An 18446-nucleotide genomic window follows, 5' to 3' on the forward strand; every position below is an offset into this window, starting at 1 on the left:
ACCCTGATCCGACTGGCGGAGCAATATATTTGCCAAAGCGCCGCACAACGCCAACCTCATCCGGGCCAATGGAATAGATTGCGCTTTTTAGCAGTATCAATATAAACAGGCCAACGACTATAAGTGGAACTACACCTCCAAACTTACTGAGCTTCTGCTTTCCTAAATTAATCATACGTTCCAGATCATCACCACCGTATTCCATAATTCCTCCTTTTTATTCTATAACCTCCATCCCATCCATGTAAGGCTGGAGAGCTTTGGGGATGGAAACACTTCCATCTTCCCTTTGATTATTTTCCAGAAGCGCAACAACAGTTCTTGCAAGAGCCACACCAGAACCGTTCAAAGTGTGCACAAACTCTACCTTTTCTGTCTGTTTTCTTCTGAACCTTATATTAGCACGTCTTGCCTGAAAATCCTCAAAATTACTACAGGAAGAAACTTCAAAATACTTATTCTGTCCAGCTCCCCATACCTCTATATCATAGCATTTTGCCGCCGCAAATGAAATATCTGTTGTATTCAGCACAATAACCCTGTATGGAAGCTCCAATTCACGAAGTATAGTTTCTGCGTTTTTAAGTAAAGATTCAAGCTCATCATAAGAGTTCTCAGGATTTACAAACTTCACCATTTCAACCTTGTCAAATTGATGTACTCTATTAAGTCCTCTGGTGTCTTTTCCATAAGAGCCGGCTTCTCTTCTAAAGCATGGAGAATACGCTGTATAGCAGATTGGCAAATCATCCTCTTTTAATATCTCGTCTCTATGTATATTTGTAACAGGTACTTCTGCAGTTGGTATGAGAAAAAAATCATCTATCTCGCATCTATACATATCTTCTTCCATTTTGGGCAGTTGCCCTGTGCCTGTCATAGAAAGCCTGTTTGCTATAAAAGGAGTTGATATTTCTTTATAGCCATGCTTTTTTGTGTGAATATCAAGCATAAAATTTATAAGCGCTCTTTCAAGTCTGGCGCCCGAGCCCTTATAAAGACAAAAGTGGCTGCCTGTTATCTTTGAAGCTCTCTCAAAATCCAGTATATCCAGACGTTTTGCAATTTCCCAGTGAGTCTTTGGAGCAAAAGTGAATTTTGGTATTCCCCCCCATTTTTTAATCTCAACATTGTCCTTTTCTGACTTGCCAATTGGCGTTGTCTTGTGTGGAATATTTGGGACAAACAGCAGCTTTTGGTGCAATTTTTTATCTATACCACCCAATTTCCCATCTAATTCTTTGATTTTTTGGGATATGACTCTTATTGTAGCTTTATATGCATCTGCAGATTTGCCCTCTTTTTCAAGTCTTGGAATTTCTGAAGAAGCAAGATTCCTTCGTTGCTTAAGGATTTCCGCCTCTCCAAGTAACAACCTTCTAGCTTTATCAATGGCTAATATTTCATCAATATCCACTGACATATTTCTGTTTTTTACTGCTTTTTTTACACAGCTCGTTTTTTCTCTTATAAATTTTATATCCAGCATAATATTAACTCCCACAAAACTGTTCCGCATTATGAACAACATTTAGGGCTTTGTCAATATTCTTATTGAAAAGATAAATATCGCTGTGCTATAGTTTGAAGGATATATTTACACTAGCAAAAGGGGGGATTTATGAAGGAATGTACCAGCGAAAACATAAGAAATATTGTTCTGGTAGGGCAAGCAAGCTCTGGTAAGACTTCTCTTGCAGAAGCAATTCTATACAACTGCGGGGGTTCAAACAGACTGGGCAAGGTAGACGAGGGATCAAGTAATTTTGATTATACTCCTGAAGAAACACAAAGAATGACAACAATAACTTCAAAGGTCTGTGCATGTGAATATGACGATATCAAAATAAATATTATTGATACTCCTGGTTATGCTGACTTTACAGGAGAACTAAACTCTGCGCTTAGAGTTATAAATAATGTGATAATAATATGTGACTCTACAGCAGAAGTTAGCTTACAGAATGAGAGGATCTGGAACCTAGTAAAGTCTGAAGCTTCAAGCAGATTGATTTTTGTGAATAAAATAGGTAAAGATGGTTCAGGTTTTTTCAAGATTATTGAGTCTGCTGCAAAAACATTCAAAGAAAGGGTTGTCCCTTTACAGATTCCGATCGGAGAAGGATCATCATTTAAAGGGATTGTTGATTTACTAAATATGAAGGCAATTGTTTTTGATGGACAGAGGTCAAAGACAGAGGATATTCCAGAAGCTCTTTCAGACCAAGCAAATCAATACAGAGAAAAATTAGTTGAGGCATTAGCTGAAACAGATGACACCTTGATAGAAAAATATCTTGAAGGGAAGGAGCTCTCTCAGGATGAACTTTCCAACGCATTAAGTAAAAGCATTCAGTCAAGATTGTTTATTCCAGTGATGTGTGGCTCTGCATTAAACAATACAGGAGTCAGATTGCTTACAGAGCTAATAATCTCTTCTATGCTGTCTCCTGTTGTAGATAATGCTGTGTCAGGGAAAAAGCCTAACACAGATGAAACTGTAGAAAGGAAAGCTAATGATACGGATCCATTTAGTGCCTTAGTATTTAAAACCGTATCCGAGCCTCATCTTGGGGAGCTGAGCTTTTTCAGGATATATTCAGGCACAGTATCTTCTTCATCAGATATTTATAATTCCTCCAGAAAAGAGAAAGAAAGGCTTGGGCAAATTGTGCAAATGCAGGGGAAGAATAAAATAGATGTAAATAAGCTCCATACAGGAGATATTGGGATAGTTGCTAAACTGAAAAATACAAAAACAGGGGATACTTTATGTGATAGTGGAAATCCTATATTGTTTTCTCCTCCTAAATTCCCTTTACCGATTATATCATTCGCAATTAAGCCTGAGGCAAGAAAAGACGAAGATAAAATTGGTACGGCTTTGACTAGATTAAAAGAGGAAGATCCCACATTAGGAGTGGAAGTTGATAAGGAATTCGGACAAACAATTATTTCCGGGCTTGGAGAGCTTCATTTGGAGGTTATTGTAAGTAAACTGGCAAAAAAATTTGGTGTGAATGTCAGTATGGAAAAACCAAGAATTCCGTATAGAGAAACAATAAAGAAATCTGCAAAAGGTCATACTAAATATAAAAAACAGTCTGGAGGACGCGGACAATATGCTGAGGTATATATTGAAACTGGACCGCTGGAAACCGGCAAGGGATTTGAATTTGTTAATAAGATAGTTGGAGGCGCTATTCCAGCCAAATTTATTTCTTCAGTTGAAAAGGGATTAAAGCAGGCAATTCAAAAGGGAGTTATTGCTGGCTATCCAGTTGTTGATTTAAGTATATCTCTATATGACGGCACATTTCATACTGTTGATTCCTCTGATATAGCCTTTCAGATAGCTGCCTCTATGGCGTTTAAGGATGCTATGACGGCGGCAAATCCTGTGTTAATGGAACCGATCATGGAGATAGAGGTTGCAATTCCTTCTCAATATATGGGAGATGTCAATGGAGACCTGAACTCCAGACGCGGGAGAATTATTGGAATTGATACAGATGAGAACACTCAAACAATAAAGGCAAATATTCCTTTGGCTGAGCTCTATAAGTATGCAACAGATCTTAAATCTATGACACAGGGAAGCGGTACTTACAGCATGCAGTTTTCGCATTATGAACAGGTTCCTGCGCAAATAGGCACTAAAGTTGTTGAGGAAACAGAGAAAATGAAGAAAGGGTAGAATAGATGTCAGGTCATTCAAAATGGGCATCAATCAAACATAAGAAAGCGAAAGTTGATGCGCAGCGTGGAAAGACATTTACAAAGCTTATCAAGGAAATAACTGTTGCTGCGCGCAGTGGAGGAGGCGATGTCAACGCTAATGCCAGACTAAGAAGTGCTATTCAGGTAGCAAAAGACGCCAACATGCCTGCGTCAAATGTAGAGCGTGCAATTAAAAAAGGGACAGGGGAATTACCCGGAGTGAACTACGAAGAGCTTGCGTATGAAGGATACGGCCCTGCCGGAGTAGCTATTTATGCAGAACTTCTTACTGATAATAAGAATCGTACAGTTTCTGAAATAAAACATGTTTTCTCAAAAAATGGCGGACATCTTGCTGAAGCAGGAAGTGTAGCATGGATGTTTGAGAAAAAGGGTTTATGTCATGTTAAAAAAAATGCTGCAAGCGAGGATAGACTTATGGAGATTGTTTTGGATGCTGGAGCTGAAGATATGAACACAGAGAGTGATTTCTACGAGATCATAACTAATCCTCAAACTTTTGAGCAAGTAAAGGCAGCAATTCTAAAAGAAGGCATCACTCCTGAGCTGGCAGAAATAACTATGGTGCCTAAGAGTACAGTTCCTGTTGCAGGGAAAAAGGCTGAACAGGTGCTTCATCTTGTGGAGACACTCGAAGATCATGATGATGTGCAGCATGTTTATGCGAACTTTGATATCTCTGATGAGGAAATGGGAAAGATATAGTGCGCATTCTTGGTGTTGATCCAGGCGTTGCCAGAACAGGCTATGCAGTTATAGAAACCCAGCAGGGAAAAGATGCTCTTTCACCTTTAAGATTTGGATGCATAGAAACATCCAAAGATGAGCCATTTTTTAATCGTCTCAAGATAATTTACGCTAAAATCTCTGATATAATAGAAAAGTATAATCCTGATGTTCTTGGCATTGAAGAACTGTTTTTTTGCAAGAATGTAAAAACTGCTCTTCAGGTAGGACAAGCAAGGGGAGCGATTATAGTAGCTGGTGTTAATGCTAATCTTGAAATAGCATCCTATACGCCTTTGGAAGTAAAGCTAGCTATAGTGGGATATGGGAAAGCATCCAAACAGCAGGTTCAGTTTATGGTAAAAAAGCTTTTGCGTCTCGAGGAAACACCAAAGCCCGACGATGTAGCAGATGCTTTGGCTATTGCCCTGTGTTATATAAATCGATCAGTACCTAGAGGAAAAAATGATAGGATACATAGAAGGAAAGTTATCGGTTAAAACGCCAACTTTTATTGTTGTAGATGTTGGTGGAGTTGGCTATGAAATGCATATTTCCCTGACTACATATAATCAAATTGCTAAAACAGGAGAAAAAGTAAAGATTTTTACCCATCTTTATGTAAGAGAAGATAAGTTAGAACTCTATGGCTTTGCAGCTGAAGATGAGAGGGGGTTTTTCAAAACACTAATTTCAATATCAGGGATAGGGCCAAGTGTGGCTATAAGGATTTTATCTGCTATAAAAGTTGATAGATTTAAGGCTGCTGTTGTGGATGAAGATGTTGGGATATTAACCACAATCCCAGGCATAGGCAAAAAAACTGCACAGCGAATCATAGTAGAACTCAAGGATAAAATAGGTGTTTTAACAAACAGAGAAAAATCTTATCTGATTGGCAAAGACCCTGAGGAACGTTCTGTAATCAATGACAGTATATCTGCATTGGTTTCATTGGGGTATTCCCGCGCTATTGCACAAAGAGCTGTTGACAGAGTGCTGTCTGAAACAAAAGAAGAGATAAAGATAGAAGAGCTTATACGAAAGTCTCTTAAGTTTGTATAAATTTAACATAAAAAATATCAAAAATACATATCAAGAGTTCTTTAAAAAGGATTCTCAAGACTTACTCACTGTCTCTGCTCCCGGACGGATTAATCTGATTGGTGAACATACTGACTACAACGGGGGATTTGTTTTGCCTATTGCTATAGATAGAAATATTTATATGGCTGGAACAAAACGCAATGATGGAATTATACGAGTATACTCAATAGATTATGAGCAGAATGTCCAATTTAATATTGATTCTATTCGGTTCAATAAAGAAAAGATGTGGGTAAATTATATTGGGGGAGTACTAAAGTCTTTATTGGAGATAAAAGCTGATACTAATGGTGCAGATATTGTTTTTGGAGGAGACATCCCTGAGGGAGCTGGACTTAGCTCTTCTGCTGCTCTTGAAGTTGCGACAGTATATTTTTTTAACACACTATTTAACATGCATATACCTCATATAGAAATGATTAAACTGTGCCAAAGAGCAGAAAATCAGTTTGTTGGAGTGAACTGTGGAATAATGGACCAGTTTGTTTCTATGCTGGGGAAAAAAGACCATGCATTGTTTCTTGATTGCAAGAACCTTTCTTATAAAAACATCCCTTTAAAGCTGGAGGAATTTAACGTAGTTGTTTGTAATACAAATCTAAAGAGAGAGCTTGCCAGCTCAGAATATAATAAGCGAAGAGCAACATGTGAAAGAGCTGTATCCAGTCTTAAAAGATTTCTTCCGCAAATAGAAATACTTAGAGACGTATCTATAGAAGAATTTGAGAAATACAAAGGCTCGCTTGATGAGATCGCACAGAAAAGATGCAAGCATGTTCTTTATGAAAATAGACGTGTATTAGATGCCATAAATGCTCTGGGCAGGAATGACATACTTGAGTTTGGCAAGCTGATGAATGAATCACATGAGAGCCTAAAGAGTGATTATGAAGTAAGCTGTCTTGAGCTTGATACAATGGTAAATATTGCGAGGAGCATTAATGGTGTAATTGGAGCCAGAATGACTGGCGGCGGTTTTGGAGGCTGCACTGTAAATATTGTTAAAAAAGATGTTATTGATAAGTTCTCTCGAGTAGTAAGCAAAGAATATCAAAAAAAGACAGGTATTAAACCAAATATCTATATCTGCAGTCCGGAGAATAGTGCAAAAAAAATATCTTGAGATACTACTTAATGGACTTCAATGCCTGCCATGAAACTTTATAGTTATTGCTTGCGCTCCACAACAGCCATCCGCATGCATTAGCTTCTTTAGCAGCTCTTATCTGTTCAAGAATGTAGCCTTTATTCCACTTGGAGTCGGTTATCTTATATGGAAATGCCTGAAGCCATGGCCTTATAATAATACCTGTTTTTTCTGTAGCAATTCCGGTTTTTTTACAGCCCTGTGAAATAAAATAGTATGGATGGTCTGCAGGATTCTTCCTGCCTTCAAACCTGCCGTAGAAATGAGATGGATACAGCATAGGGCTTATTATATCAGCATATCTTGCAAGATCCTGAATCCTCTGACCTGTGATTTCCTCATCTTCCTTTCGCTGCCAGGCCGTGATTGCATAAACATCTATGGATAATAAGACTTTCTTTCTGCGTGTTAATTCATAAGCTCTCTTCAGAAAACTTGTTATGATTGTATGTTTCTCGATGTTTGCCTCATCAAATGAATACTTTGCATCCTTGACATTCCCCATTGCAGGAAATCTGAGATAATCGAACTGAATTTCATCCACACCCAAATCGCACAGCTCTGTGACCAGGTCAAGATTGTATTTCTGGACCATCCCAAGAGAAGGGTCCACCCACTGAATTCTTCCCTTTTGTTTCCACACACCTCCGCTAGACTTGCTCTGTATAGCTAAGGCAGGGCGTTTCTTAGCTAATATTATATCACAGAAAAGCGCAATTCTTGCTACAACATGCATATCCTCTCTATGCAAAAGATATATCATTTTACTTATGTCTCTTATCTGGGATTTTCTGGTAGCACCTATTTCCTTTGCGAGTGGTACTGAGCTTTCATATGTCACTACGCCATCAACATCTTTCACGTCAAAAACTATGGTGTTTCCTCCAAAAGATTTCAGTTTTTTTGCTAATGTCAAAATTTTTTCTGTTCCTGCTGTATTGCCGGTTATGTATATTCCTTTGGCATTAAAAGATTTGTCTTTTGTGATTGTTTTTGCCTTGACGGGCTTTGTTCTGACAACAGGAATCCTGAGTTTTTTATTTATCTTAAGACCTGCCTGATTAACATCGTTAATCTTTTTTATTTCCTTAACAAAAGAGGATAGTGAATAGAAATCGCTCAGGGGGAGATATTTATCAGCAATTTTATATAATGACTCTCCACTTCTTACAGTGTGAGTTATGAAAGAGGATGAGGAAGCGTATAATGGCAAAAGGCAAAATCCAAATAAAAGCCAGATACTAAATAAAATACGAAATTCTAATATCGAAATCCGAAACAAATTCAAAATTCTAATTTTCAAAATACTAAACATTAGACCAGAAGCTATCACTTTTCATAAGGCAAGTCAAGCAGATGGGATGTAAAATGCTTGTAAAAAATATAAGAAAGTATGATAATTTAGGTAGCCTATAAAAACATATTAGGAGTATATATTATGAGCGATTGTTTATTCTGTAAGATTGTTAACAAGGAAATCCCAGCAGAAATAGTATATGAAGATGAGGATATGATAGCATTTAAGGACATTAAACCTGTTGCCCCCACTCACATCTTAATAGTTCCAAAGAGCCACATTCCAACGATTATTGATGTTGATGACAATGTATTAATTGTGAAAATACATAAAATAGCTGTAGAAATAGCAGAGAAAAATAACATTGCTTCTTCAGGTTTTCGCATAGTATGCAACTGCAACAAACATGGCGGACAAGAGGTGTTTCATCTACATTTCCATCTTATAGGTGGAAGAGTTATGAACTGGCCGCCAGGCTAATTTGACAAATCTCATATCGTAATGCTAGACTAAAAATTTAGCTTTTCAGAAGAAATGTCAATAAAGGCAGTCTAAATTCATGGCTGGAATGATTCCTGATACAGTTATTGAGGATATACAACAACAGAGCGATATTGTTTCAGTTATTTCCAGTTATATTCCCCTAAAACAGGTAGGGAGAAGTTTTAAAGCACTGTGTCCATTTCATCATGAAAAAACTCCGTCATTCATAGTCAGTCCGGAAAAACAAATATTCCATTGCTTTGGCTGTGGAGCAGGAGGCAATGTATTTGGCTTTGTAATGAAATACGAAAATATGACTTTTATTGAAGCAGTAGAGTCACTTGCAGATAAAGCAGGGATCTCCATTACAAGGCAAAAAATGAATACAGATGTTTTAGACCTGTATAGAGTTCACAATATAGTCTCTGATTATTTTAATAATATGCTAATAAATAGTTTAGAGGGCAAACATGCTTATAAGTATTTGAAGAACAGAGGAATTGATAGTCAGATAATTAAAGACTTTAAACTAGGATATGCGCCAGCCTCTCCAAAGAGTTTGTTGGAATTTGCTAAAGGGGAAAAAATACCTGAGGTATTTTTAGTTAAAGCGGGTATAATTGCGTATGACTCTCGCGAGAAAAACAAGTATGTAAGATTTAAGAATCGTATTATATTTCCAATATATAATACACAGGGAAAAATCGTAGGTTTCGCGGGCAGAGCGCTTGATGATAAAACACTTCCCAAATATCTAAATTCTCCACAAACAGATTTATACAATAAGAGCAATATTCTTTATGGACTTAATATTGCGAAAAAAGAAATAGCTGATAATAAGCATGCTGTTATAGTGGAAGGGTATATGGATCTCTTGTCGCTTTATCAGGCAGGGTTTTTAAATGTTGTAGCATCCTCAGGAACATCCTTAACAGTTCAGCAGGCCAAATTACTGTTAAGATATGCTACAAAAGCAACTATAGTCTATGACGGAGATACAGCTGGAACTAATGCAACATTACGCGGACTAGATATCTTAGTTGAACAAGGGTTAATGGTAAAAATTGTTAGACTGCCTGTAGGTGAAGATCCTGATAGCTTTCTTAATAAATACGGGAAGAACAAGTTTTCCAATATGCTAGAAGCAGCAGTTGATATTATTACTTATAGGATTAGTATTTTAGAAAATCAGTTAGATTCAGCATCTATAGATGGCAAGGCAGAAATTGCAAAAAACATACTGCCTACAATCAGCAAGATTACAGATTCCATTAGGAAATCCGAATATATCAGGTATTTAGCAGCAAGGCTATCGTTGGATGAAGCGTCTGTATTAGATGAGCTGGGTAAAATAGAGGATCAAGTATCTGAGCGAATATTCTATCATCCAAGTGCCACTCTCTTACCAACAGAAAGGGTTGAGAAACACTTGCTGCAATTGATGCTAGAAGATACAGATATTGTTAAAAAAGTGCGTCGGGCTTTAGTTGTAGAGGACTTTTTGAATAATAACTATCGGCAGATTGTGGACTTATTATTTAAACTAGACATAGCTGGTAAAATGTTCTCTTGTAAGAATATTTTAAATCAGTTAGAAAGTGATGTGCTTAAGGACATAGTTACAGGTCTCATTATGGAAACTATTCCTCATTCTGAAAAAGAAAAAGAGGTTGACCAGACAATAGCAAAGTTGAAAGAAAAAAAAATAAATAAAAGGATAGCTGAACTCAATGCAAGTTTAGGAAAAACAAAAGAAACAGGCGAAGTGAGGAGTCTTCTAAAGCAGATAATGGAACAGAAAGAATTGATAATACATTTGAAAGGTGAATGGTAAGTATGAATAAGAGAAAAAGATACCCTAAAGGCACAAAAAAATTAATAGAATTAGGAAAGAAAGAAGGGCACTTGACCTATGAAAAGATAAATGAGATGCTTCCCGTTGATGTTGTCTCATCAGAGCAGATTGATGATATTCTTATGATGTTAGGAGACATGGATATTGAGATTTTATCTGCTCCTGAGACCAAGATTACAGCTGTTTTAAAAGAAAAAGAAGTTGAAGAAACACTGGATGTTGCTACAAAGTCAAAAGTTAGTGATCCTGTGCGCACATATCTGCATCAGATGGGACAGATTGATTTACTTACCAGAGATCAGGAATTAAAACTGGCGAAGAAGATTGACAAGGCAGAGAGAAAATTAAGAAGACTAGTATTTACCTGTGGGTTTGCACCTAAACAAATAAAGATCATAGTTGATAGGTATCTTCAAAAGTTAAAAGAGACTGAAACAGAAATTGAGGATATTCTTGATGATGAAATAAGTATTCAAAGCAAAGATCTATTAAAAAGCATGCCTGCTTTATTAGATAGTATAAGCGACGCTGACATAAAAATTCATGATTTAAAGAAGAAACTGAAAAAACATGGACTCTCAAAAGAACAGGAGTTAAAAATAACAGAAGAAATAAATTTCGAAAAAAATAGGATTATAAAAATCGGAAGTAATCTTAAATTGAGTCAGACAGACATATTAGAAACCGCTAATAAGATAAAATGTTCTCTCAAAGAAATGAATGAGATAAAAGCAAGGATTAACGAGATTGCAAATAAAGTGGGAATGAGTAAAAAACAGATATCTATTATATCAAGAGAAATAACGAACAAGAAGATACTTCCCAAGAATGTAATTGAGCAAACAGGTCATACACTTATGGAGATTTTAGAAGCTAACCATAACATAAGCAAAAGTCAAAGAAGAATAAGATATTTAGAAGCAGAAGCTGCACTATCCTTTGACCAGCTGTCTGAATTAGTAAAGGAAATAGAGTATGAGGAAGTAAGAATTTCTGCAGTAAAGAAGGAAATGGCAGAGGCGAACCTACGTCTTGTTGTAAGTATTGCTAAAAAGTATGTTAATAGAGGCTTGCCTTTTTTGGATCTGATTCAAGAAGGCAACATAGGCCTAATGAAAGCTATAGATAAATTTGAGCATAAGCGAGGTTATAAGTTTTCTACTTATGCAACATGGTGGATTCGCCAGGCAATAACAAGAGCAATAGCTGATCAGGCTAGAACGATTCGCATTCCTGTGCACATGATAGAAACGATTAATAAGTTTGCAAGAACATCACGTGAGCTGATACAGGAGTTTGGAGAAGAGCCCAGCCCGGAGCAACTTGCAGAAAGAATGAAGCTACCTATAGATAAAGTTCGTGGCATAGTTAAGATAGCCCAGCATCCGATATCTCTTGAAGCACCAGTAGGAGATGAGGGAGATACTCATTTCGGAGATTTCATAGAGGATAAGAGTATTGTTTCTCCATCAGCTGCTACTTCATCTGTAATGTTAAAGGAACAGTTAGAAGAGGTTCTAGTGACCCTTACTGAGAGGGAGGCAAGGATATTAAGACTCAGGTTTGGTCTTAATAATGGGTATCCTCATACCTTAGAAGAAGTAGGCAATGTATTCCATGTAACAAGAGAGAGGATCCGCCAAATAGAAGCAAAAGCTTTGAAAAAGTTATGCCATCCAATTAGGAGTAGAAAGCTTAGGGGATTCCTTGAAGTAACGAGCTAGGGGCACGGCGCGCCGTGCCCGTACTATGCTTTTTTGTATATTAATAGAGCAAGTGTAATGCCGAGTAATCCACAGAGGTTAAGCTTTAAGCCAAATCCTAATGTTATGCTAAAAACCACTAGATTCAATGTTGCCGGGCCGAGTTGCATATTTGGTCCTTTTACAAAAATATTATGAATTACACCAGTAGGAAGAAGAAGCCCAAAGATTTCTCCTACTATACTGCCCACAAGCCCGCCTATCGCTATTACTGCTAGAAAAAAACCTATTCTGCCTTTTAATAATGCCATTATATAACCCTCCAAAATTCTATTTATTATATCATTATATTCCCCAAGTATACATACCTTAACTTTTTTTTTGCAATTTCATATGCCTGCTCCAAAGTTTCAATCGGAGTAATAGAACTGGTTTTCATCTTATAATGCGGGAAATATCTCGAAAAATGCAGAGGTATATCTACTCCTATGTTTTTCACTATCCAGTTGACGAGATTTTCAAAGTGCCTAGTTGTGTCATTAAATCCTGGGATAACAAGATTCGTTATCTCTATATGGCAGCTTGTGCTAGATATTTTTATGGTTTTCAATACAGTTTCAAGGTCTCCTTTGCAGATTTCTTTATAAAATTTTTCGTCAAAAGCTTTTAAATCAATATTCATGGCATCTATAAATGGGAGTAATTCTTTGAGCGGATTTTCATTAATATAGCCGTTTGTTACAAGCACGTTCTTCAAGCCTTTTTCTTTAGCAAGCTTAGCTGTATCCATTACATATTCATACCATATCATTGGCTCAGAGTATGTGTATGCAATGCCAATGGAACTTCTCTCCAGAGCCTTTTCTACAGCTTCAAATGGTGACATCTCGTGAGTAGAAACATTACGTTCTTGAGAGATCTGCCAGTTTTGACAAAAAGGGCAAGCAAAATTGCAGCCAGTAGTACCTAATGAGAGGATTAAACTTCCAGGGCAAAAGTGATACAGAGGCTTTTTCTCTATAGGATCCATTCCCTGGGAACTAATGCGGGAATATATGTTTGAGAATAGCTTATTCCCTATATTTTCCCTTGCGCCGCAGAATCCGCTTTTACCCTCCTTTCCTACATAGCTTTGGGCAAAGCAAACACTGTACAGAATCATTGTTGAGCTTTTTGTAATATAGAGCTTCTTTCATAATTCTGAGACCTTTAACTGGCTTTTATTTGTCCCGTTAAATATTTGTGAATTATGCTTGAAACTAATGTTTGATAAGGCAGGCCTTCTTGAACAGCCCGTAGCTTTATATTATTATAGTCCCAATCGGACATGCGGATATTGATCTTTTTGATCTTATTCAAAGCATTATGGGCATGGGTTTGATATTTTTTTATTTCTTTTGTCATATCGGGAACGGCAACCCATTCGCCATTTTCAATTTCCTTTTCCAACGCCGCTTCTTCTTTAGTGAGCAGTAGCTTTTTCATTTCTTACCTCCAATATGTTTTTTAGTTGATGAACGACTGGGATATATTGTTTTTAAAAAACATGTTCCATCATGTTCTTCCACAGAGGGCACATTAAATGCATACCCTTCGCGTTCAACCACAAATATTTTTTGATTTGCTTTCTTCGGGTGCTTTAGAATCGCCCGCAAATATCCTTCGTTTATAAGATAAATTATTTCCTCAAATGTAATGTTGCGGTTTTCCGCCAACCATTTGTTTTTTTCGGGACTCCAATTGAATTTCACAAGCTAAATATATGACAATGTCTATCTTTTGTCAATATTATTATTTCTGGAGTTTCCTCAAAATCTATTTAAAATATTCTTTTCGTCATTGCGAACGAAGTGAAGCAATCTCGTCTTTTGAGATTTTTATTTATTTTTTAAGGATTAAGTATCCTCTTCTGAAATGCTATATAAGAATTTTTTTTGGCAATTCTTACTACAAAAATGTCTGCTTTCAGTATGGTATTTTGAAGGAGCGCCACAAACTTCACATCTAAAATATTCAGAAAGACATCTTTGGGTGCAGAATTTTTTACCTTCTGCTTTCCAATGAATACTCTTATAGCTCTGTTTGCAATTTACACAAGTTCCCCTTCCTGCAATAACTAGTTTCCAAAAAAGCCAGACGGGAACGACTATAATCCATAAAACTAGAAACCAAATAAAACCTTCCACTTTTATTCCGCACCTTTACAATATTATCAGCAATTAAAATCCATCTATTTCTTTTTCTGTTATTTCTGCTGTTTCTTGTTCATGCTTTTTCCAGCATTCTCCACCATAATAAAATAAATCTGTTTTTGTAAAACTATAGTCTAATATTAAAGTTGAATCAAATTTGAACCAAGAATATTTTTCCATAAATTGGTTTAGTTGACTAGGACTGCCGTATTTTTTTGTTAAAAGGGTTTTTAAGCCAGACCCGACTGATGTAGCGTCCCATGAGACAGTAATAGCAGCAAGTAATTTACTCTTTGGTGTAAATATAAGAGTTACGTTACAAGATTCGCCAAAAATTTTATCAAAATATGCTAATCCTTCCCCTTTAAGAGGAACAAAGTTTTTATTTTTATTTTTTAATTGGTTTTTAGTATCAACAAAAGTTTGCCCCCATTTATAATCTTCAAAACAGACAGTTTGTGCTTTCATTTGTTTCCACCATTCATCATCACATTCTTCTGCTTTCAGCTCTATAACAGACCAGATAATAAGCATTGCCACCAACCCGAACAAAAACATCCTCTTCATTAAACCTTTAGCACTCGTATTCATTTGTTTCGTTTATTTATTATAGTTTTTTTGTTTTTGAAAAAACTTAGTCAGATTTTATTATTATCCCATTACGGATATGTAATTTAAATGTTTTTCTTCCAACATATCCTCCCATGCGATTTTTAGCATTGCATGTTACGCTTACACGATAACTATAATATGTTTTTCCAAAATCAAGATGCGATGGATTTTGAATATAGAATTCAATAGGCGCTGGTTCTTGAATCCATGCTTTTACAGGTTTGCTTATTGTTAAATCATACACACTTTGAGGGTCAAAAAAAATTCTATTTATCCAATCATGGACTATTTCTTCATAATCAGATGGATATTGTCCATAATCTGCTATTGCTTGTTCTGATATCGTTGGACATGGCCCATAATCTGATATATCTACGGTTGCTTGTTCTTTTTCTAACATCGTTGGCATCGCAGCACACCCACTTATAAGCAATAAAACTATCAATACAGATATTAATTTTATTCTCATCATACTTTACCTCCTTGCTTTGTTTTAACTTTTGCTCATTTTTTGATTCAATTCTTTTAATTCTTTCACTATATTCCCTAATCTGGAAATAATGATTATAGGTGCCAGAAATAAGATAATCCCATACACACCTATTGCTAAACTCAATACCATATATCCCATAATTCCTTCCATTTTATCATCTCCCTTTTATTTTTATCTTTTTAAGTATTGCTCCTTGATTTTCCCATTTTTGCGGTCCCACATATAATCAAATGATAGAGGACCGATAATTATTCTCTTAAACTCTTCTTTTTCGGTATCCGAATTTTTTTGGGGACAAGAATCAGTTGGTTCCTGTGTTGGGAATGTCTCCCATGAAATTGTTTCTATTTTAGAGTGTGAATCGACAAAAACCTCTATGTTTTTAACTTGGCGAGCGTAAAGGTATGGATGATGACCACAGGTAATCTGGTTATTGAAGTCAACATTAGCTTTGTATGGGATATTCTTTCGATTCTTAGCATAGTCGGCAAGTTCACTAATATCAGATATTTTGAGATTATACAAAAACTCAACAAGATCAATAATGCGCTTTCTGCCCCTCCTGTAGTCTATTATTCCTGCAATTTTGTCTACTATTGAGGCAGAATCGTTGTTCCACTCCCATGTTATTATCCAAGCTCTTTTTAACTTTATGACAAGCTTATTATTTCCCATATTCATACTCCTAACATCAACTATTAAGCGTTTACTTCTGAGTAGTCCAAATTGCTTAAAACCTCAATAAAAATAGGCAGTCTAATTTCTCAAAAATTCTGATATAACTTCGAGATTTCTTTTGCTTGCGCCTTTGTTTTGTTGTACGGCTTTCTTTGCGGCCTTACCAGTTTGTTCTGCATATTCAGAATCTAATATCAGCTTCAATAAACAAGCTGCAAGTCCAGCTTCATCAGCTATCTGAATGGCACCCTTGTTCTCAAGAAGCAGATTTGCACTCTCAGTAAAGTTATACATATACGGACCGAAAACAACTGGTTTGCCCAAACTTGCAGGTTCAATGACATTATGTCCTCCTGTAGGCACTAAACTTCCTCCAATAAATACAACATCAGCTATAGTATATAGTTTCGATAATTCGCCGATCGTATCAAGGATTATGACCTGCTGTTCCTCCCTCTTGGTCTTATCTAATGTTGACCTTAAAATATAATCTATGTTTCTATCTTCCAACAATTTTGTTACTTCCTGAAAGCGTTCAGGATGTCTTGGAGCAAGTATTAGCAGAACATTGCTGACTTTTTGGCAAATATATTGAAATGCGTCTAAAACCTTTTCTTCTTCTCCTCTGTGTGTGCTGCCTGCAATAATAACCTTATCATTCTCTTCAATGCCAAAGATTTTTACAAACTTCTTTTTTATATCTATATTTTCTTCATTGCTAACAAGTGCGTCAAACTTTGTATTTCCAGTTACTCTGACTTTTCTTTTTTCTGCGCCTAATTCCATGATTCTTGTTCTATCTTGTTCTGTTTGCATGCAAAATGCTGAGAAGTTCTTAAGAATGTGTTTAAAGAAGAATTTCACTTTTTTATAACGCTTGAAAGAGTCTGGAGATATACGACCATTTACAAGGATACATGGGATTTTCATGTCTTGAGCATACTTGAGAAAATTTGGCCATATTTCTGTCTCAAATGTTATAAATATATTTGGGCTTATATGTTTTATGGCTTTTTTAATTGCGAACGAATAGTCAAATGGAAAGAAGAATAATCCATCAATATTTTTTATTTTCTTTGCAAACTGATTGCCTGTAGCAGTAACTGTTGAAAGAAGAATTCTATAATCAGGAAATGTTTTCCTGAATTCGTCAATGAAGGGCGTTGCAGCAGCTACTTCTCCTACAGAGACAGCATGTATCCAGACTGATTTGCCATCTGCTATCAACGACTGAGGCAATTTGCCGAATCGTTGCAATAAGCTCATTCTATGCTTTTCAGTAAAAACAAGTTTGCATAAAAAATAGGGCGATGCAATGATAGACATAGAATACAAAAGAGTGTTGTAAATGAAGTATGTCATGCTTTCTTAAACAATATAGCTATTCCGGCAAGTACAAGAACAACAGCAAATATTTTTCTTAGTTTTTCTCGCGAAATCTTTACGCTTAGTTTTGCGCCAAAAGGAGCTGCAAGAACTGAGCCGACAGCTATGAAAATTGCAAGTTTTAAATTTGCATCACCTCTGGCTATATATCCCACTACTCCTGAAAGAGAATTAAAGAATACAATGAAAAGGGAAGTTCCAACACATATATTCATGGGAATATGTAAGAATATATGCATTACAGGAACCATGATCAATGCTCCTCCTATCCCAAGCAGGCCAGAAGCGGTTCCGGCAATTAGCCCTAGAATTAACGCTAATGATTTATTGAATTTTATGTTAGAAGTATTGGTAGTGGAAGTTTCTTCCTTTCCATTATTTGTTCCTATCCACATTTTAAAACCGAATATAATCACGACAACTGTAAATATAAATTTAATTATGTTATCAGGAATAATCTCATTAAGATAAGACCCAAGCTGAGCACCAATAACTCCGGTTAAAGCCATGATAATAGCCAGTTTCAAATTAACCTGTTTTTCTTTCCAATGCACAATTATTGCTGATATAGCGGTAAGTACAATTATACATAAACTTGTTCCAATTGCTTCTTTGATGGGCAAACTGAAGACAAACAGTAAAACAGGGACAAGGATTGCACCTCCTCCCATGCCCAAAAGCCCTGATCCGATTCCTGCTAATACGCCAGCTAAAGAAGCTAATAAATAATACATTTAAGGGATTATACTTTAATATTATTACTCCGTCAAACGTGCGAATTGATTTTCACATTGACACGCAGACAACGGAATCATATGCGGAGGCTGAGAAACATAGGTAACACTCGTGGTATGATAGAAGACATCCAAACATTGCGAGCTAGCGAGCAATGTTTGGAGCAAGAATATACCATATCGGAGGAGTTGCCAAATGAGAAAGACAGCTAGTTTTTACTTCTTTAAGAGGAAGCCTCTACCTAAAATAAATAGATATGAACATTGGCGGGGTACAGCAGAGATTGCAGGG

General features: G+C 36.3%; 21 protein-coding genes. 8 read left to right on the plus strand and 13 right to left on the minus strand.

The genetic code is table 11. The annotated features are described in order from the left end of the window. Together Q7J67_00260 and serS are read right to left on the minus strand one after the other, a co-directional pair. Window positions 1–205 (minus strand): hypothetical protein (locus tag Q7J67_00260; GenBank protein MDO9463728.1); only part of this gene is annotated, 205 nt, incomplete at its 3' end. Window positions 206–217: 12 nt separating this feature from the next. Beyond that, window positions 218–1489 carry a serine--tRNA ligase gene (serS, locus tag Q7J67_00265; protein ID MDO9463729.1) on the minus strand — a complete coding sequence of 424 codons (1272 nt, stop codon included), beginning with the start codon at window positions 1487–1489 and terminating at the stop codon, window positions 218–220. 132 nt (window positions 1490–1621) lie between these two features. Between serS and fusA the strand changes: the two genes are divergently transcribed. The 5 genes from fusA to Q7J67_00290 are packed head-to-tail and all read left to right on the plus strand — an operon-like array spanning window position 1622 to window position 6697. Further along, complete coding sequence (fusA, locus tag Q7J67_00270; protein ID MDO9463730.1) at window positions 1622–3697, plus strand: elongation factor G; 2076 nt, start codon at window positions 1622–1624, stop codon at window positions 3695–3697. Window positions 3698–3702: 5 nt separating this feature from the next. Continuing rightward, entirely contained in the window at window positions 3703–4446 is a 744-nt protein-coding gene (locus Q7J67_00275) for a YebC/PmpR family DNA-binding transcriptional regulator (GenBank protein MDO9463731.1), read from the plus strand. Beyond that, window positions 4446–4967, plus strand: coding sequence for a crossover junction endodeoxyribonuclease RuvC (gene ruvC, locus Q7J67_00280; GenBank protein MDO9463732.1), 522 nt, complete (start codon window positions 4446–4448; stop codon window positions 4965–4967). The genes Q7J67_00275 and ruvC overlap by 1 nt, the downstream gene beginning before the upstream one ends. Next, window positions 4933–5532: a Holliday junction branch migration protein RuvA gene (gene ruvA / locus Q7J67_00285; GenBank protein MDO9463733.1), complete on the plus strand. Its 600-nt coding sequence runs from the start codon at window positions 4933–4935 to the stop codon at window positions 5530–5532. Before ruvC ends, ruvA begins: the two co-directional genes overlap by 35 nt. Then, the gene (locus Q7J67_00290) at window positions 5525–6697 is read left to right on the plus strand and encodes a galactokinase (protein ID MDO9463734.1); all 1173 of its coding nucleotides are present in this window, start codon (window positions 5525–5527) and stop codon (window positions 6695–6697) included. The genes ruvA and Q7J67_00290 overlap by 8 nt, the downstream gene beginning before the upstream one ends. A gap of 4 nt (window positions 6698–6701) precedes the next feature. On the opposite strand, the gene Q7J67_00295 is transcribed toward Q7J67_00290, so the two are convergent. Continuing rightward, complete coding sequence (locus Q7J67_00295) at window positions 6702–8009, minus strand: putative glycoside hydrolase (protein MDO9463735.1); 1308 nt, start codon at window positions 8007–8009, stop codon at window positions 6702–6704. Window positions 8010–8159: 150 nt separating this feature from the next. Here Q7J67_00295 and Q7J67_00300 point away from each other — a divergent pair, with 150 nt between their 5' ends. The 3 genes from Q7J67_00300 to rpoD all read left to right on the plus strand — a co-directional run bounded on the left by Q7J67_00300 (window position 8160) and on the right by rpoD (window position 12080). Beyond that, window positions 8160–8498: a histidine triad nucleotide-binding protein gene (locus Q7J67_00300; protein MDO9463736.1), complete on the plus strand. Its 339-nt coding sequence runs from the start codon at window positions 8160–8162 to the stop codon at window positions 8496–8498. 79 nt (window positions 8499–8577) lie between these two features. Continuing rightward, window positions 8578–10335 (plus strand): DNA primase, encoded by a 1758-nt coding sequence (gene dnaG / locus Q7J67_00305; protein ID MDO9463737.1) that lies wholly within the window; start codon window positions 8578–8580, stop codon window positions 10333–10335. 2 nt (window positions 10336–10337) lie between these two features. Beyond that, entirely contained in the window at window positions 10338–12080 is a 1743-nt protein-coding gene (gene rpoD / locus Q7J67_00310) for an RNA polymerase sigma factor RpoD (GenBank protein MDO9463738.1), read from the plus strand. Window positions 12081–12103: 23 nt separating this feature from the next. Here the strand turns inward: rpoD and Q7J67_00315 are convergent, their stop codons facing one another. The 10 genes from Q7J67_00315 to Q7J67_00360 form a co-directional block, all read right to left on the minus strand. Then, a complete protein-coding gene (locus tag Q7J67_00315) occupies window positions 12104–12370 on the minus strand; it encodes a DUF4321 domain-containing protein (protein MDO9463739.1) in 267 nt (88 codons plus the stop codon). 26 nt (window positions 12371–12396) lie between these two features. Beyond that, window positions 12397–13221, minus strand: a complete 825-nt coding sequence (gene amrS / locus Q7J67_00320) for an AmmeMemoRadiSam system radical SAM enzyme (GenBank protein MDO9463740.1) — start codon at window positions 13219–13221, stop codon at window positions 12397–12399. 47 nt (window positions 13222–13268) lie between these two features. After that, a complete protein-coding gene (locus tag Q7J67_00325) occupies window positions 13269–13544 on the minus strand; it encodes an antitoxin (GenBank protein MDO9463741.1) in 276 nt (91 codons plus the stop codon). Further along, entirely contained in the window at window positions 13541–13810 is a 270-nt protein-coding gene (locus Q7J67_00330) for a toxin (GenBank protein MDO9463742.1), read from the minus strand. The genes Q7J67_00325 and Q7J67_00330 overlap by 4 nt, the downstream gene beginning before the upstream one ends. Window positions 13811–14278: 468 nt before the next feature. Next, window positions 14279–14791 (minus strand): hypothetical protein, encoded by a 513-nt coding sequence (locus Q7J67_00335; GenBank protein ID MDO9463743.1) that lies wholly within the window; start codon window positions 14789–14791, stop codon window positions 14279–14281. 94 nt (window positions 14792–14885) lie between these two features. Beyond that, entirely contained in the window at window positions 14886–15335 is a 450-nt protein-coding gene (locus Q7J67_00340; GenBank protein MDO9463744.1) for a hypothetical protein, read from the minus strand. 21 nt (window positions 15336–15356) lie between these two features. After that, a complete protein-coding gene (locus Q7J67_00345; GenBank protein MDO9463745.1) occupies window positions 15357–15506 on the minus strand; it encodes a hypothetical protein in 150 nt (49 codons plus the stop codon). 21 nt (window positions 15507–15527) lie between these two features. Continuing rightward, window positions 15528–16031, minus strand: a complete 504-nt coding sequence (locus tag Q7J67_00350) for a hypothetical protein (protein MDO9463746.1) — start codon at window positions 16029–16031, stop codon at window positions 15528–15530. 81 nt (window positions 16032–16112) lie between these two features. Further along, window positions 16113–17396, minus strand: a complete 1284-nt coding sequence (locus Q7J67_00355) for a 3-deoxy-D-manno-octulosonic acid transferase (GenBank protein ID MDO9463747.1) — start codon at window positions 17394–17396, stop codon at window positions 16113–16115. Continuing rightward, on the minus strand, window positions 17393–18154 hold the full coding sequence (locus tag Q7J67_00360; protein ID MDO9463748.1) for a sulfite exporter TauE/SafE family protein: 762 nt from the start codon (window positions 18152–18154) through the stop codon (window positions 17393–17395). Before Q7J67_00360 ends, Q7J67_00355 begins: the two co-directional genes overlap by 4 nt. Window positions 18155–18446 lie beyond the last annotated feature (292 nt).

This window comes from bacterium (genome assembly GCA_030652805.1).
Lineage (GTDB): Bacteria > JAHJDO01 > JAHJDO01 > JAHJDO01 > JAHJDO01 > JAHJDO01.

What these genes read in the sequence shown, in the direction of transcription:
- serS (MDO9463729.1), bottom strand. Translation starts at nt 1,489, where the DNA reads ATGCTGGATATAAAATTTATAAGAGAAAAAACGAGCTGTGTAAAAAAA.
- fusA (MDO9463730.1), top strand. Translation starts at nt 1,622, where the DNA reads ATGAAGGAATGTACCAGCGAAAACATAAGAAATATTGTTCTGGTAGGG.
- Q7J67_00275 (MDO9463731.1), top strand. Translation starts at nt 3,703, where the DNA reads ATGTCAGGTCATTCAAAATGGGCATCAATCAAACATAAGAAAGCGAAA.
- ruvA (MDO9463733.1), top strand. Translation starts at nt 4,933, where the DNA reads ATGATAGGATACATAGAAGGAAAGTTATCGGTTAAAACGCCAACTTTT.
- Q7J67_00300 (MDO9463736.1), top strand. Translation starts at nt 8,160, where the DNA reads ATGAGCGATTGTTTATTCTGTAAGATTGTTAACAAGGAAATCCCAGCA.
- dnaG (MDO9463737.1), top strand. Translation starts at nt 8,578, where the DNA reads ATGGCTGGAATGATTCCTGATACAGTTATTGAGGATATACAACAACAG.
- rpoD (MDO9463738.1), top strand. Translation starts at nt 10,338, where the DNA reads ATGAATAAGAGAAAAAGATACCCTAAAGGCACAAAAAAATTAATAGAA.
- Q7J67_00315 (MDO9463739.1), bottom strand. Translation starts at nt 12,370, where the DNA reads ATGGCATTATTAAAAGGCAGAATAGGTTTTTTTCTAGCAGTAATAGCG.
- amrS (MDO9463740.1), bottom strand. Translation starts at nt 13,221, where the DNA reads ATGATTCTGTACAGTGTTTGCTTTGCCCAAAGCTATGTAGGAAAGGAG.
- Q7J67_00325 (MDO9463741.1), bottom strand. Translation starts at nt 13,544, where the DNA reads ATGAAAAAGCTACTGCTCACTAAAGAAGAAGCGGCGTTGGAAAAGGAA.
- Q7J67_00340 (MDO9463744.1), bottom strand. Translation starts at nt 15,335, where the DNA reads ATGATGAGAATAAAATTAATATCTGTATTGATAGTTTTATTGCTTATA.
- Q7J67_00345 (MDO9463745.1), bottom strand. Translation starts at nt 15,506, where the DNA reads ATGGAAGGAATTATGGGATATATGGTATTGAGTTTAGCAATAGGTGTG.
- Q7J67_00350 (MDO9463746.1), bottom strand. Translation starts at nt 16,031, where the DNA reads ATGGGAAATAATAAGCTTGTCATAAAGTTAAAAAGAGCTTGGATAATA.
- Q7J67_00355 (MDO9463747.1), bottom strand. Translation starts at nt 17,396, where the DNA reads ATGACATACTTCATTTACAACACTCTTTTGTATTCTATGTCTATCATT.
- Q7J67_00360 (MDO9463748.1), bottom strand. Translation starts at nt 18,154, where the DNA reads ATGTATTATTTATTAGCTTCTTTAGCTGGCGTATTAGCAGGAATCGGA.